Origin of the sequence: Aromatoleum petrolei (assembly GCF_017894385.1) — a bacterium.
Classification (GTDB): Bacteria; Pseudomonadota; Gammaproteobacteria; order Burkholderiales; family Rhodocyclaceae; genus Aromatoleum; species Aromatoleum petrolei.
This window is the reverse complement of the sequence record NZ_CP059560.1, coordinates 132,691-145,003: the sequence shown is the minus strand read 5'-3', so window position 1 is coordinate 145,003 and position 12,313 is coordinate 132,691. Positions and strand designations below refer to the sequence as shown.

General features: G+C 63.1%; 12 protein-coding genes. 11 read left to right on the top strand and 1 reads right to left on the bottom strand.

What is annotated here, in order from left to right:
• Nucleotides 1-11: 11 nt before the first annotated feature.
• Complete coding sequence (gene map, locus ToN1_RS00630; RefSeq protein WP_210147949.1) at nucleotides 12-827, bottom strand: type I methionyl aminopeptidase; 816 nt, start codon at nucleotides 825-827, stop codon at nucleotides 12-14.
• 291 nt (nucleotides 828-1,118) lie between these two features.
• On the opposite strand from map, the gene rpsB reads away from it, so the two are divergent.
• The 11 genes from rpsB to lpxD are packed head-to-tail and all read left to right on the top strand — an operon-like array spanning nucleotide 1,119 to nucleotide 12,312.
• Nucleotides 1,119-1,874: a 30S ribosomal protein S2 gene (gene rpsB, locus ToN1_RS00625; RefSeq protein WP_169208603.1), complete on the top strand. Its 756-nt coding sequence runs from the start codon at nucleotides 1,119-1,121 to the stop codon at nucleotides 1,872-1,874.
• A gap of 54 nt (nucleotides 1,875-1,928) precedes the next feature.
• Nucleotides 1,929-2,834, top strand: coding sequence for a translation elongation factor Ts (gene tsf / locus ToN1_RS00620; RefSeq protein ID WP_169208604.1), 906 nt, complete (start codon nucleotides 1,929-1,931; stop codon nucleotides 2,832-2,834).
• 10 nt (nucleotides 2,835-2,844) lie between these two features.
• Nucleotides 2,845-3,561 carry a UMP kinase gene (pyrH, locus tag ToN1_RS00615; RefSeq protein WP_169208621.1) on the top strand — a complete coding sequence of 239 codons (717 nt, stop codon included), beginning with the start codon at nucleotides 2,845-2,847 and terminating at the stop codon, nucleotides 3,559-3,561.
• Nucleotides 3,562-3,571: 10 nt separating this feature from the next.
• Nucleotides 3,572-4,129, top strand: coding sequence for a ribosome recycling factor (gene frr, locus ToN1_RS00610; RefSeq protein ID WP_169208605.1), 558 nt, complete (start codon nucleotides 3,572-3,574; stop codon nucleotides 4,127-4,129).
• 49 nt (nucleotides 4,130-4,178) lie between these two features.
• The gene (uppS, locus tag ToN1_RS00605) at nucleotides 4,179-4,988 is read left to right on the top strand and encodes a polyprenyl diphosphate synthase (protein ID WP_169208606.1); all 810 of its coding nucleotides are present in this window, start codon (nucleotides 4,179-4,181) and stop codon (nucleotides 4,986-4,988) included.
• The gene (locus ToN1_RS00600) at nucleotides 4,981-5,808 is read left to right on the top strand and encodes a phosphatidate cytidylyltransferase (RefSeq protein WP_169208607.1); all 828 of its coding nucleotides are present in this window, start codon (nucleotides 4,981-4,983) and stop codon (nucleotides 5,806-5,808) included. Before uppS ends, ToN1_RS00600 begins: the two co-directional genes overlap by 8 nt.
• A 3-nt stretch (nucleotides 5,809-5,811) precedes the next feature.
• Complete coding sequence (gene ispC, locus ToN1_RS00595) at nucleotides 5,812-7,014, top strand: 1-deoxy-D-xylulose-5-phosphate reductoisomerase (RefSeq protein WP_169208608.1); 1,203 nt, start codon at nucleotides 5,812-5,814, stop codon at nucleotides 7,012-7,014.
• On the top strand, nucleotides 7,011-8,375 hold the full coding sequence (gene rseP, locus ToN1_RS00590; RefSeq protein ID WP_169208609.1) for an RIP metalloprotease RseP: 1,365 nt from the start codon (nucleotides 7,011-7,013) through the stop codon (nucleotides 8,373-8,375). Before ispC ends, rseP begins: the two co-directional genes overlap by 4 nt.
• Before the next feature lie 7 nt (nucleotides 8,376-8,382).
• The gene (bamA, locus tag ToN1_RS00585; protein WP_169208610.1) at nucleotides 8,383-10,734 is read left to right on the top strand and encodes an outer membrane protein assembly factor BamA; all 2,352 of its coding nucleotides are present in this window, start codon (nucleotides 8,383-8,385) and stop codon (nucleotides 10,732-10,734) included.
• A 34-nt stretch (nucleotides 10,735-10,768) separates the two neighbouring features.
• Nucleotides 10,769-11,272 (top strand): OmpH/Skp family outer membrane protein, encoded by a 504-nt coding sequence (locus ToN1_RS00580; protein ID WP_169130937.1) that lies wholly within the window; start codon nucleotides 10,769-10,771, stop codon nucleotides 11,270-11,272.
• Nucleotides 11,273-11,289: 17 nt separating this feature from the next.
• Nucleotides 11,290-12,312: a UDP-3-O-(3-hydroxymyristoyl)glucosamine N-acyltransferase gene (gene lpxD / locus ToN1_RS00575; RefSeq protein ID WP_169208611.1), complete on the top strand. Its 1,023-nt coding sequence runs from the start codon at nucleotides 11,290-11,292 to the stop codon at nucleotides 12,310-12,312.
• Nucleotide 12,313 lies beyond the last annotated feature (1 nt).

Below are 12,313 nucleotides of genomic sequence, written 5' to 3'. Positions count from 1 at the left end.
GCTGGCGGTCGTTACCGGAGAGATGGTGCCGTGATCGCAGGGGCGGGCGGGCAGCCGGGCGACAAGGTCAGGACTTCGAAGCCGGTGTCGGTCACGAGTATGGTGTGCTCCCACTGCGCGGACAGGCTCCGGTCCTTCGTGACGATGGTCCAGCCGTCGGGAAGCTCCGAGATCGCCGCCTTGCCGGCGTTGATCATGGGCTCGATGGTGAAGGTCATGCCGGCCTGCAATTCGGGCCCGGTGCCGGCCTTGCCGTAATGCAGCACCTGCGGCTCCTCGTGGAACTTGGCTCCGATGCCGTGACCGCAGAACTCGCGCACGACGGAGAAGCCGCTGCCTTCCGCGTGCTTCTGGATGATCTGGCCGATGTCGCCGAGCCTCGCTCCGGGCTTCACGACCGAGATGCCCAGCCACAGGCACTCAAGCGTCACCTGGCACAGGCGCTTCGCGAGGATGGATGCGTCACCGCCGACGATGAACATCCTGCTCGTGTCGCCGTGGTAGCCGTCCTTGATCACGGTGATGTCGAGATTGACGATGTCGCCCTTCTTCAGCGCCTTGTCGCCGGGAACCCCGTGACACACCTGGTGGTTGATCGAGGTGCAGATGGACTTGGGGTAGGGCGTGTATCCAGGGGGAGCGTAGTGCAAGGGCGCTGGAATGGTCTGCTGCACGTTGACCATGTAGTCGTGGCAGAGCCGGTCGAGTTCGCCCGTGGTGATGCCGGGCTTGACGAAGGGTTCGATGTAGTCGAGCACGTCAGCCGCAAGGCGGCCGGCAACGCGCATTTTCTCGATTTCGTCAGGCGTTTTTATGGCGATGCTCATTTTCAGGGGTTGGCGCGCAAATGAGAAAGGCTAGCGCATGGTGGGAGTTGCGGCAAATGCACGCCGCTCTCTCAGCACGCCGCCTGCTTGTGAGCAGCATCTCGATCTTGAGCGGGGTAGTGCGAACCTGCTATCATTACCGGCTTGTCTGCCAGTGGTGGCAGGCAAAATCCACACGCCCGGCAGAATGCCGTAGGGGTCCGTCGAAAAGCGATGCGCTTGGGACGGTTCGGGTCATCCTGGAATGACCATGCCGGGCGGAGGCTCAACCCTTAAAGTTCGGAGTAGCAAATGTCTGTCACGATGCGTCAGATGCTGGAAGCCGGCATCCACTTTGGTCACCAGACCCGCTTCTGGAATCCGCGCATGGCCCCGTACATCTTCGGCCAGCGCAACAAGATCCACATCGTCAACCTCGAGAAGACGATGGTCAAGTACAACGAAGCGATGGACTTCGTGCGCAAGCTTGCCGCCAATCGCGGCACCATCATGCTGGTCGGCACCAAGCGCCAGGCGCGCGAAATCATTGCCGAAGAAGCCCGTCGCGCGGGCATGCCCTTCGTTGACGAGCGCTGGCTCGGCGGCATGCTGACCAACTTCAAGACGGTCAAGCAGTCGATCAAGCGCCTCAAGGAAATGGAAGCGATGGTCGAGGACGGCTCGATCGAGCGTCTGTCCAAGAAGGAAGCGCTGATGGCCTCGCGCGAAATGGACAAGCTGCAGAAGTCGATCGGCGGCATCAAGGACATGGGCGGCCTGCCGGACGCGCTGTTCGTCATCGACGTCGGCTACCACAAGATTGCCATCACCGAAGCGAAGAAGCTGGGCATTCCCGTCGTTGCGGTGGTTGATACCAACCACTCGCCCGAAGGCATCAACTATGTGATCCCGGGCAACGATGACTCCTCCCGCGCGATCCGCCTCTATGCACGCGGCGTTGCCGATGCCGTGCTGGAAGGTCGCAGCCAGGTTCTGCAGGACATCGTCGCCGCCGGTTCGGACGAGTTTGTCGAAGTCGACGAGTCGTCGTCGGGCGAGCAGGCCTGAGTTTCCTCGGCCCTGGAGACAGGGCCGATATGCATACGAATTTGAGGAGTTAGCATGGCGGAAATCACCGCAAGCATGGTCAAGGAACTGCGCGAGAAGACCGACGCGCCCATGATGGAATGCAAGAAGGCTCTGACCGAGGCTGCCGGCGACATGGGTAAGGCCGAAGAGATCCTGCGCGTGAAGCTTGGCAGCAAGGCCACCAAGGCCGCGTCGCGCGTTGCCGCCGAAGGCGTCGTTGCAATCAATATCAGCGCCGATGGCAAGCTCGGCAGCATCCTCGAGATCAACTCGGAAACCGACTTCGTCGCCAAGAACGACGAGTTCCTCAAGCTGGCTGCCGATTGCGCCGCCCTGGTTGCCGAGCGCAATCCGGCTGACGTTGCCGCGCTGTCGGCCCTGCCGCTGGGTGACGGTACGGTGGATTCCGTGCGTGCCGGGTTGGTGGGCAAGATTGGCGAAAACATGACGCTGCGCCGCTTCGTGCGCGTCGAGGCCAAGGGTAGCCTGGCGTCGTACATCCACGGCGGTGCCAAGATCGGCGTGCTGATCGATCTCGTCGGTGGCGACGAGCAACTGGCGAAGGACCTGGCGATGCACATCGCCGCGTCGAAGCCGAGGGCTCTCGACGCTTCCGGCGTGTCGCAGGATCTGATCGAGTCCGAGCGCCGCGTTGCGCGCGAGAAGGCTGCCGAAGACGCTGCCAAGTCCGGCAAGGCAATCCCCGAAGATATCCTCGCGAAGCGTGTCGAAGGCTCGGTGCAGAAATTCCTGAAGGAAGTCACCCTGCTTGGCCAGCCTTTCGTCAAGGACGACAAGCTCACCGTCGAAGCACTGCTCAAGTCGCGCAATGCCTCGATCGCGAGCTTCACGCTCTACGTCGTGGGTGAAGGCATCGAGAAGAAAGTGACCGACTTCGCCGCCGAAGTCGCCGCCCAAGCCGCTGCCGCCAAGAAGTAAGAGGTCCATGATGAGTGTCGCCGCCTACAAGCGCATCATGTTGAAACTGTCCGGTGAAGCCCTGATGGGTGACGATCCGTACGGTATCAACGAAGAGGTGGTCAGCCGCATCGTCGCCGAAATCGCCGAGGTCACGCACCTCGGCGTGCAGGTCGGCGTGGTGATCGGCGGCGGCAACATCTTCCGCGGGATGAAAGGCGCTGCGTCCGGCATGGACCGCGCCACCGCGGACTACATGGGCATGCTCGCAACGGTAATGAACGCAATGGCGTTGGCCGATGCGTTCCGGCGTGCCGGTGTCGAAGCACGCGTGCAGTCGGCATTGCGCATCGACCAGGTCGTTGAGCCGTACATTCGCGGCCGTGCCATCCGCCATATGGAGGAAGGCAGGGTCGTCATTTTTGCTGCCGGTACCGGCAACCCGTTCTTCACGACGGATACGGCCGCTGCCCTGCGTGGGTCGGAAATGGCTGCGCAGATCGTGCTGAAGGCGACCAAGGTCGATGGTGTATATACCGCCGATCCGCATAAGGATCCGCAGGCGAAGCGCTACCATCGCATCAGCTTCGATGAGGCGATCGGTCGCAACCTCGCCGTGATGGACACCACCGCATTCGCGCTGTGCCGCGACCAGAAACTGCCGATCAACGTGTTCTCGATCTTCAAGCCGGGCGCGCTCAAGCGCGTCGTGATGGGCGAAGACGAAGGCACGCTGGTTCATTCCTGAGGATTCGAGAATGATTGCCGAACTCAAGAAAACGTCCGAGCAGAAGATGCACAAGTCGATCGAGGTGCTCAAGGCCGACCTGGCCAAGGTGCGCACCGGTCGCGCCCACACCGGTCTGCTCGATCACGTGATGGTCGAATACTATGGCAGCCCTGTGCCGATCAACCAGGTCGCCAACATCACCCTGATCGACGCACGTACGATTGGCGTCCAGGCATGGGAGAAACCCATGCTGGGGAAGATCGAGAAGGCCATCCGCGACAGCGATCTGGGTCTGAACCCGGCGAATATGGGCGAGATGCTGCGGGTGCCGATGCCTGCCCTGACGGAAGAGCGCCGGCGCGACCTGACGAAGGTCGTTCGCCACGAAGGCGAGAACGCCAAGGTGGCCGTGCGCAACCTGCGTCGCGACGCCAATCAGCAACTCAAGGATGCAGTCAAGGACAAGGCGATCTCGGAAGACGACGAACGCCGCGCCCAGGACGACATCCAGAAGCTCACCGACAAGCACATCGCCGAGATCGACAAGCTGCTCGCACAGAAAGAGCAGGAACTGATGCAGATCTGATCCCTGCGGGATCGGGCTTGTCGGCGGGATACAACGCGGGAGATGCCTGATGGCGCGTAAACCCTTTACCAGTTCCACGCGCGCAATCCCGGAGGTATCCGGCGTTCCGCAGCATATCGCCATCATCATGGACGGGAACGGGCGTTGGGCGCGCAAGCGCTTCATGCCGCGGGTGGCCGGCCACGGAAAGGGCGTCGAGTCGGTCCGCGCCGTGATCCGGGGGTGCATGGCGAAAGGTGTGTCCCACCTCACGCTGTTCGCCTTCAGTTCCGAGAACTGGCGTCGTCCTGCTGACGAAGTCTCCTTCCTCATGCAGCTCTTCATGCGCTCGCTGCAAAAGGAAATCGATCGTCTGCACGAGAACAGCATCCGCTTTCGGGTGATCGGCGATCTTTCGCGCTTTGACCCGGCGCTCGTCGACATGATCCGCCGGGCGGAAGATCTCACGGCGCGCAACGACAGGCTTACGCTCACGATCGCCGCCAACTACGGCGGGCGTTGGGACATCCTTCAGGCCGTCGAGCGGATGCTGGCGAAGTACCCCGAGCGCCGCTCGGGATTCTCGGAGGAAGATCTGAGCGCGGAACTGTCGCTGAACTACGGTCCCGAGCCGGATTTGTTCATACGCACCGGCGGCGAACAGCGCATCAGCAACTTCCTGCTCTGGCAACTCGCGTATTCGGAGCTGTACTTCACCGATACGCTCTGGCCGGACTTCGACGAGAAGGTACTGGATCTGGCGATCGCGTCCTATCAGTCCCGTGAGCGCCGGTTCGGGCGCACCAGCGAGCAACTACGCGAGACCGAAAAGGCGTCGAAACAGGACGAGGTGAGCCGGAACCCGGCCGACCATGCTTAAGACCCGGATCATCACTGCATTTGTGCTGCTGGGTGTCCTGCTTGGCGCACTTTTCCTCCTTCCGCCCGTCGGGTGGCTTGCTTTCGCCAGCCTGATCTGCGCAGGGGCGGCGTGGGAGTGGGGCGGACTGGCGCGGTTCACGGGTGCTCGACGTCTGAGCTTTGCCGTGTTGATGGGTGCCGCCTGCTTCTTGCTCGGAGCTGTTGCGGGCCTCGCGAGCGATGCGCCGCAGCGTCCGGTCGGGCTTTTCGGCTTCTATGGACTCAGTGCGGCGTTCTGGCTTGCGGTGGTGCCGTTCTGGCTGCAGCGCAAATGGCACTTGCAGGGAAATGCGGGTGGGATGCTGGTCGGCCTGATTGTGCTCCTTCCCCCGGCGCTTGCGATGGCACATCTGCGCTCGGTCAGCCCGCTGCTGCTGCTGGCGGTGATCGCGGCCGTGTCGATCGCCGATATTTCGGCCTACTTCACGGGGCGCGCCTTCGGGCGGCGGAAGCTTGCGCCGGAGATCAGCCCGGGAAAGACTTGGGAGGGGGCTGGCGGGGCAGTGGCGGGCGTCACGGTCTTCGGCTTGGTGTTGGCCCTTGGCTCTTCGCTCGCGATCGCGCGCACGCCGCTCGTCGCAGGACTGCTTCCGCTGCTTGCCGGGTTCACCGCGGTGAGCATCATCGGCGATCTGTTCGAGTCCCTGCTGAAGCGGCAGGCCGGACTCAAGGACAGCGGCACCTTGCTGCCCGGACACGGCGGCATTCTTGACCGCATCGACAGTCTTACCTCAACCCTCCCGCTGGTGGGCCTCGCTGCCCTCTGGTTCGCAAATTGATCGATGCCTGATACGACACTGCAACGTGTGACGGTGCTCGGAGCCACCGGCTCCATCGGCATGAGCACGCTCGACGTCATTGCCCGTCACCCTGACCGCTTCGAAGCCTTTGCGCTCACGGCGCAGGAGAGCGTCGACCGGATGTTCGAGCTGTGTGTCCGCTTCTCGCCGTGCTTCGCGGTAATGGTGAATCCGGCCGCGGCTGCCCGGCTGCGTGAGCGGCTGCACGGCGTTGGGGGGAAGACCCAAGTGCTCGACGGCGCCGATGCGCTGATCGAGGTTGCGCGCCACGAGGACGTGGATGCGGTGATGGCTGCGATCGTCGGCGCCGCGGGGCTCGCACCGACGCTGGCCGCGGCGCGCGCCGGCAAGCGCGTTCTGCTTGCGAACAAGGAGGCGCTGGTTCTTTCGGGCTCACTGTTCATGGATGCCGTTGCCGTGAGCGGGGCGCAGCTGCTGCCGATCGACAGCGAGCACAATGCCGTGTTCCAGGCCCTGCCGCACGATTACCGGCGCAATGCCGACGAACGCGGTATCCGGCGCATTCTCCTCACGGCGTCGGGCGGACCGTTCCGTGAGCGCTCGGCGGAGAGCCTTGCCAGCGTCACGCCGGACGAAGCCTGTGCGCATCCGAACTGGGTCATGGGGCGGAAGATCTCCGTCGATTCGGCGACGATGATGAACAAGGGTCTCGAAGTCATCGAGGCGCACTGGCTGTTCGGCCTGCCGGCAGAACGTATAGAGGTCGTGGTCCACCCGCAGAGCGTGATCCACTCGATGGTCGAGTATGCCGATGGCTCGGTTCTGGCTCAGCTTGGCAACCCCGATATGCGCACGCCCATCGCGCATGCCATGGCGTACCCTGACCGCATCGACGCGGGGGTGCGTTCGCTGGACCTGTTCGAGATCGCGCGCCTGACCTTCGAGCGCCCGGATTTTCAGCGTTTTCCCTGCCTCGCGCTGGCCTACCAGGCGCTGCGCGAGGGCGGCGCGGCGGCGGCGGTGCTGAATGCAGCGAACGAGGAAGCGGTGGCGGCGTTCCTCGAGGGGCGCCTTGGATTCCGCGGGATCGCGGATGTGATTTCGGCGACGCTGGAACGCGCGCATCGCTTGTCGGTCGACTCGCTCGATGCAATTATCGATGCGGACGCGCGGGCGCGTGACATGGCGTGCACGGAGATCCTCGCTCGCAGCACTAGCCAATGAATCTCTTCGAATACCTGATTCCCTTCATCCTGGCCCTCGGGCTGCTGATCCTGGTTCATGAGCTGGGGCACTACCTCGTCGCGCGTTGGTGCGGCGTCAAGGTGTTGCGCTTTTCGATCGGCTTCGGGCGCCCCCTGCTGAGCTGGACTGCCGGCGCCGATCGTACGGTGTGGGCGCTTGCGGTCTTCCCGCTCGGTGGCTACGTGAAGATGCTCGACGAGCGCGAGGGCGACGTCGCGCCCGCGGAGCTGCACCGCGCCTTCAATCGGCAGAAGGTAGGCAAGCGTTTCGCGATCGTCGCCGCCGGTCCGATCGCCAATTTTTTGCTCGCTGTGGTGCTTTACTGGGGGCTCTTCGCGACTGGTACCGAGGAGCTGAAACCGCAGCTCGCGGTGACCGGTCCAGCGACGCCCGCGGCGGTCGCGGGAATCCGCGACGGCGATCTGGTGCTGGCGGTGGACGACGAGGCGGTGCGGAGTTGGCCGGAGCTGCGCTGGGTACTGCTGCGCCATGCACTTGATGCGCGCGCGATCTCGCTCCATGTCCGTACCGCGGAGGGCGTCGAAACCTATCGGTCGCTCGACCTCACCGGCGTAAAGATCGAGGACGGCGAGCAGGATTTGATTGCGAACGTCGGTTTGCGGGCGTGGCGCCCGGTGATCCCGCCCGTCATCGGGAAAGTCGTCGAAGGTGGTGCGGGCGCGCGCGCGGGATTGCTGCCGGGAGACCGGTTCGTCGAGTTCGACGGACAAAGTCTCGTGTCCTGGAGCGAGCTGGTTGAACGCGTGCGCCAGCGGGCGGGGCAGTCGATCGCCGTGCTGGTGCAGCGCGGCGATCAGCGCATCGAGTTGAAGCTGGTACCGGATGCCGTTGATGAACGGGGAACCCAGGTGGGCAAGATCGGTGTCGCGGTGGCCGACGGAGGGGCGAGCCGGGAAGCCTTGTTTGCCGTCGTGCGCTACGGTCCGGTTGAAGGGCTCGGCAAGGCGCTGGCGCAGACTTGGGAAACCAGCGTGCTGAGCCTGAAGATGATCGGGCGCATGCTGACCGGCGAGATCTCGTGGAAGAATCTGTCCGGTCCGGTGACGATTGCCGACTACGCAGGCCAGTCGGCGAAGCTCGGCCTGGGGCACTACTTGAAGTTCATCGCCCTCATCAGCATCAGCCTCGGGGTGCTGAATCTGCTGCCCATTCCGGTGCTGGATGGGGGGCATTTACTGTATTATGTGATAGAGATTATCAAGGGCGGTCCCATCCCCGAGCGCATCATGGAGATCGGTCAGCAGATCGGTCTGGTCGCGCTTGCGATGCTGATGGCGTTTGCCTTCTACAACGACATAACCCGTCTCATTTCCGGTTGACTCCCCGATGAAACTGAAGCTTCTGTCCGGGCTCGTAGCGGCCCTTTTTGCCGCTGCCCCGGTGTTTGCATTTGAACCGTTCGTCGTCAAGGATATCCGCGTCGAAGGCATCCAGCGCACCGAAGCCGGCACCGTCTTCAACTACCTGCCCGTGCGTGTTGGCGAGACCTTCACGGAAGCACAGGCGGCAGAGGCGATTCGCGGCCTGTTTGCCACCGGGTTCTTCAAGGACGTGCGCATCGAAGCCGAGGGCGACGTCCTCGTGGTGCTGGTTGAGGAGCGTCCCGCGATTGCACAGATCGACTTCGTCGGCGTGAAGGAATTCGACAAGGACGCGCTCAAGAAGGGGCTGAAGGATGTCGGTCTCGCCGAGTCGCGGATTTTCGACCGCGCCCTGCTCGAGCGCGCCGAACAGGAACTCAAGCGGCAGTACCTGAGCCGTGGCAAGTACGCCGCCGTGATTGAAACGACGGTGACGCCGCTCGAGCGCAATCGCGTCGGCATCAACTTCAAGGTCGATGAGGGCGATGTCGCAAAGATCCGCCAGATCAGCATCATCGGCAACAAGGCGTTCAAGGAGTCGGAACTGCTGGACCTGTTCCAGCTCACGACGCCGGGCTGGCTGACCTGGTATACGAAGAACGACCAGTATTCGCGCCAGAAGCTGTCGGCCGACCTCGAGACGATGCGCTCGTACTACCTGAACCGCGGCTACCTCGATTTCAATATCGACTCCACGCAGGTTTCCATCACCCCGGACAAGAAGGACATCTACATCACCCTGAGCATCACCGAGGGCGAGCGCTACTCGGTGTCCGGCGTGCGCTTTGCGGGCGATCTGGTGTTGCCGGAGGAAGAATACAAGAAGCTGGTCGTGATCAAGCCGGGCGAGATTTTCTCGCGCGAGAAGCTGACCGAGACGACCAAGGCCGTGGCCGACCGTCTGGGCAATGAAGGCTACGCCTTCGCGAACGTGAATGCTTCGCCAGAAGTTGACAAGGAGAAGCGCGAAGTCGCGTTTACGATCTTCGTCGATCCCGGTCGTCGCGTGTATGTCCGACGCATCAACGTCGGCGGCAACACCAAGACCCGTGACGAGGTCATCCGCCGCGAAATGCGCCAGATGGAGGGAGCGTGGTACGACGCTGCACAGATCAACCGGTCGCGTACGCGGGTCGATCGCCTGGGGCACTTCGAGGAGGTCAACGTCGAGACCCCCGCCGTGGCGGGCACGACCGATCAGGTCGATGTGAACTTCAACGTCAAGGAGCGGGCGACCGGCAACCTTTCCCTGGGTGCCGGCTTCTCAAGCTCCGAGAAGGTGGTTCTCTCCGCGTCGGTGTCGCAGCAGAACTTGTTCGGCTCGGGCAATGCGCTGACCCTCGCGCTCAATACCAGCAAGTCGAGCCGTACCTATGCGCTGTCCTTCACCGACCCGTACTACACGATCGACGGCGTGAGCCTGGGTTGGGATCTCTACCACCGCACCTACGACCCGTCGAACTCGCTGTCCGTCGCACCCTACAAGACCGTGTCGACCGGCGCCGGCGTGCGCATGGGCTATCCGATCGGCGAGGACGACTCGATCAATTTCGGTCTCGCGGTCGATCGCACCCGGATCACGACTTTCGCCGACAGCCCGATCCAGTACATCAACTTCTGCAAGGAGCAGGGGTGTAGCAACGATAACGGCATCGGCAACGTGACTGTCAACAGCCTGGTCGCGTCGGCCGGCTGGGCGCGCGATACGCGCGATAGCGTGATCTACCCGCGCAAGGGCAACTTCCAGCGCGTGTTCGGCGAAGTCGCCGTGCCGCCGGGCGAGCTGAAGTACACCAAGCTCAACTACCAGTACCAGCACTGGTTCCCGTTCGGCCGCGACTACGCGCTGATGCTCAACACCGATCTGGGCTGGGCCAAGGGCTTTGGTGGCGAAACGCTGCCGTTCTACAAGAATTTCTATGCCGGTGGTATCGGCTCGGTGCGCGGCTTTGAACAGAGCTCGATTGGTCCCAAGGACGATCGCGCGATTCTGAATCCCGACGGCAGCGTACGGCGTTCGGCGACCGGCGATTCGCTCGGCGGCAACCGGCGCGTGATCGGCAACGCGGAATTCTATTTCCCCTTGCCCGGCTCCGGCATGGATCGCTCGTTCCGCATGTCGGCCTTCATCGACGCGGGTACCGTGTGGGCATCCGGGGACAAGGCGAATCTGGCCGACCTGCGCTACAGTACCGGCTTGGCCTTCTCGTGGAGTTCGCCGATCGGTCCGCTGAAGTTCAGCCTCGGCATCCCGCTCAAGAAGGAAAAGGATGACGACCTGCAGAAATTCCAGTTCCAGCTGGGCTCGGTGTTCTGATCGACACGCCCCCTGATATCCGTTGGAGAGATAAGTGAAAGCAACGACATTGTCCGTTCTCGCCGCTGCGGTTCTGAGCATCGCGGCTCCGACGGCATTCGCCGAGTCGAAGATCGGGTTCGTGAATTCCGATCGCGTCATGCGCGAGGCGGCACCGGCAGTGCGTGCCCAGCAGCGCCTGGAGAAGGAGTTCGAGAAGCGCGACCAGGAGCTCCAGCGCCTCGGTAAGGAATTGCAGGCGACGCAAGAGGATCTCGAGCGTAACGGCGTGACGATGGCCGAAGCCGATCGTCGCACCAAGGAACGCACTTTCAACGACCTGAACCGTGACTTCCAGCGCAAGCAGCGCGAGTTCCGCGAGGATCTCAACCAGCGCCGCAATGAGGAGCTCGCATCGGTCCTCGATCGCGCGAACCGCGCCGTCAAGCAGATCGCCGAAGCGGAGAAGTACGACGTGATCCTTCAGGAAGCCGTTTATGCCAGCCCACGGATTGACATCACCGACAAGGTGATCAAGGCGCTGGCTGATACCAAGTAAGGCGGACGTTGGGCTACATGTTCAGGCTGGAAGAGCTGGTCGCCCGCCTGGGCGGCGAACTGGTGGGCGATCCGGCCACGGTGGTGCGGCGTGTGGCGACGCTCGATCAGGCGGGCGAGGGCGATCTGGCCTTCCTCGCGAATCCCAAGTATCAGTCCCGTCTGAGCGGCTGTCGGGCTTCGGCGGTCATCGTCGCGCCAGCTGCGCGATCGCTCAGCGACCGACCGCTGATCGTCACCAAGGATCCGTACGCCTATTTCGCACGCGTCGCGCAACTGTTCAATCCGCCCGAGGCGTTTGCGCCGGGCGTGCATGCGACGGCAAGTGTCGCGAGCCCCGTTCCGTCTTCGGTATCGGTAGGGGCCGGGGCCTCGATCGAGGCCGACGTGACCTTGGGCGAAGGCGTGGTGATCGGCCCGGGGTGCCGTATCGGCAGGGGGGCGAGCATCGGCGTGCGTACGCGCCTGCATGCCAACGTCTCGATTTATTCCGGCTGCGTGCTCGGAACCGACTGCATCGTGCATTCGGGCGCGGTCATCGGGTCGGACGGATTCGGTTTTGCACGTGAACGTGACGGCAGCTGGATCAAGATTCCCCAGGTCGGACGCGTCGTCATCGGTGACGACGTGGAGATCGGCGCGAACACGACGATAGACCGCGGCGCGCTCGACGACACCGTGATCGGCAAGGGCGTGAAGCTCGACAACCAGATCCAGATCGGCCACAACGTGCGCGTCGGCGACTACACCGCGATCGCGGGGTGCGTAGGGGTCGCGGGCAGCACGACCATCGGGGCGCGCTGCATGATCGGCGGCCAGGCCGGGATCATCGGCCACCTCAATATCGTGGACGACGTGGTCGTTTCCGCGGGTACATTGGTCACGAAGTCGATTGTCAGGCCCGGTGTCTATACCGCCAATCTCCCGGTGCAGGGGCACGCCGACTGGGTCAAAAACTTTGCGCATCTGCGCCATCTCGACGCGCTCGTGGATAGAATACGCGCCCTCGAACAACGCCTCGAAGAACACAAGCCTGAGTGAG

Bases quoted from the DNA above. Each gene is read 5' to 3' on its own strand.
- map (WP_210147949.1), bottom strand. From the start codon at position 827: ATGAGCATCGCCATAAAAACGCCTGACGAAATCGAGAAAATGCGCGTT.
- rpsB (WP_169208603.1), top strand. From the start codon at position 1,119: ATGTCTGTCACGATGCGTCAGATGCTGGAAGCCGGCATCCACTTTGGT.
- tsf (WP_169208604.1), top strand. From the start codon at position 1,929: ATGGCGGAAATCACCGCAAGCATGGTCAAGGAACTGCGCGAGAAGACC.
- pyrH (WP_169208621.1), top strand. From the start codon at position 2,845: ATGAGTGTCGCCGCCTACAAGCGCATCATGTTGAAACTGTCCGGTGAA.
- frr (WP_169208605.1), top strand. From the start codon at position 3,572: ATGATTGCCGAACTCAAGAAAACGTCCGAGCAGAAGATGCACAAGTCG.
- uppS (WP_169208606.1), top strand. From the start codon at position 4,179: ATGGCGCGTAAACCCTTTACCAGTTCCACGCGCGCAATCCCGGAGGTA.
- ToN1_RS00600 (WP_169208607.1), top strand. From the start codon at position 4,981: ATGCTTAAGACCCGGATCATCACTGCATTTGTGCTGCTGGGTGTCCTG.
- ispC (WP_169208608.1), top strand. From the start codon at position 5,812: ATGCCTGATACGACACTGCAACGTGTGACGGTGCTCGGAGCCACCGGC.
- rseP (WP_169208609.1), top strand. From the start codon at position 7,011: ATGAATCTCTTCGAATACCTGATTCCCTTCATCCTGGCCCTCGGGCTG.
- bamA (WP_169208610.1), top strand. From the start codon at position 8,383: ATGAAACTGAAGCTTCTGTCCGGGCTCGTAGCGGCCCTTTTTGCCGCT.
- lpxD (WP_169208611.1), top strand. From the start codon at position 11,290: ATGTTCAGGCTGGAAGAGCTGGTCGCCCGCCTGGGCGGCGAACTGGTG.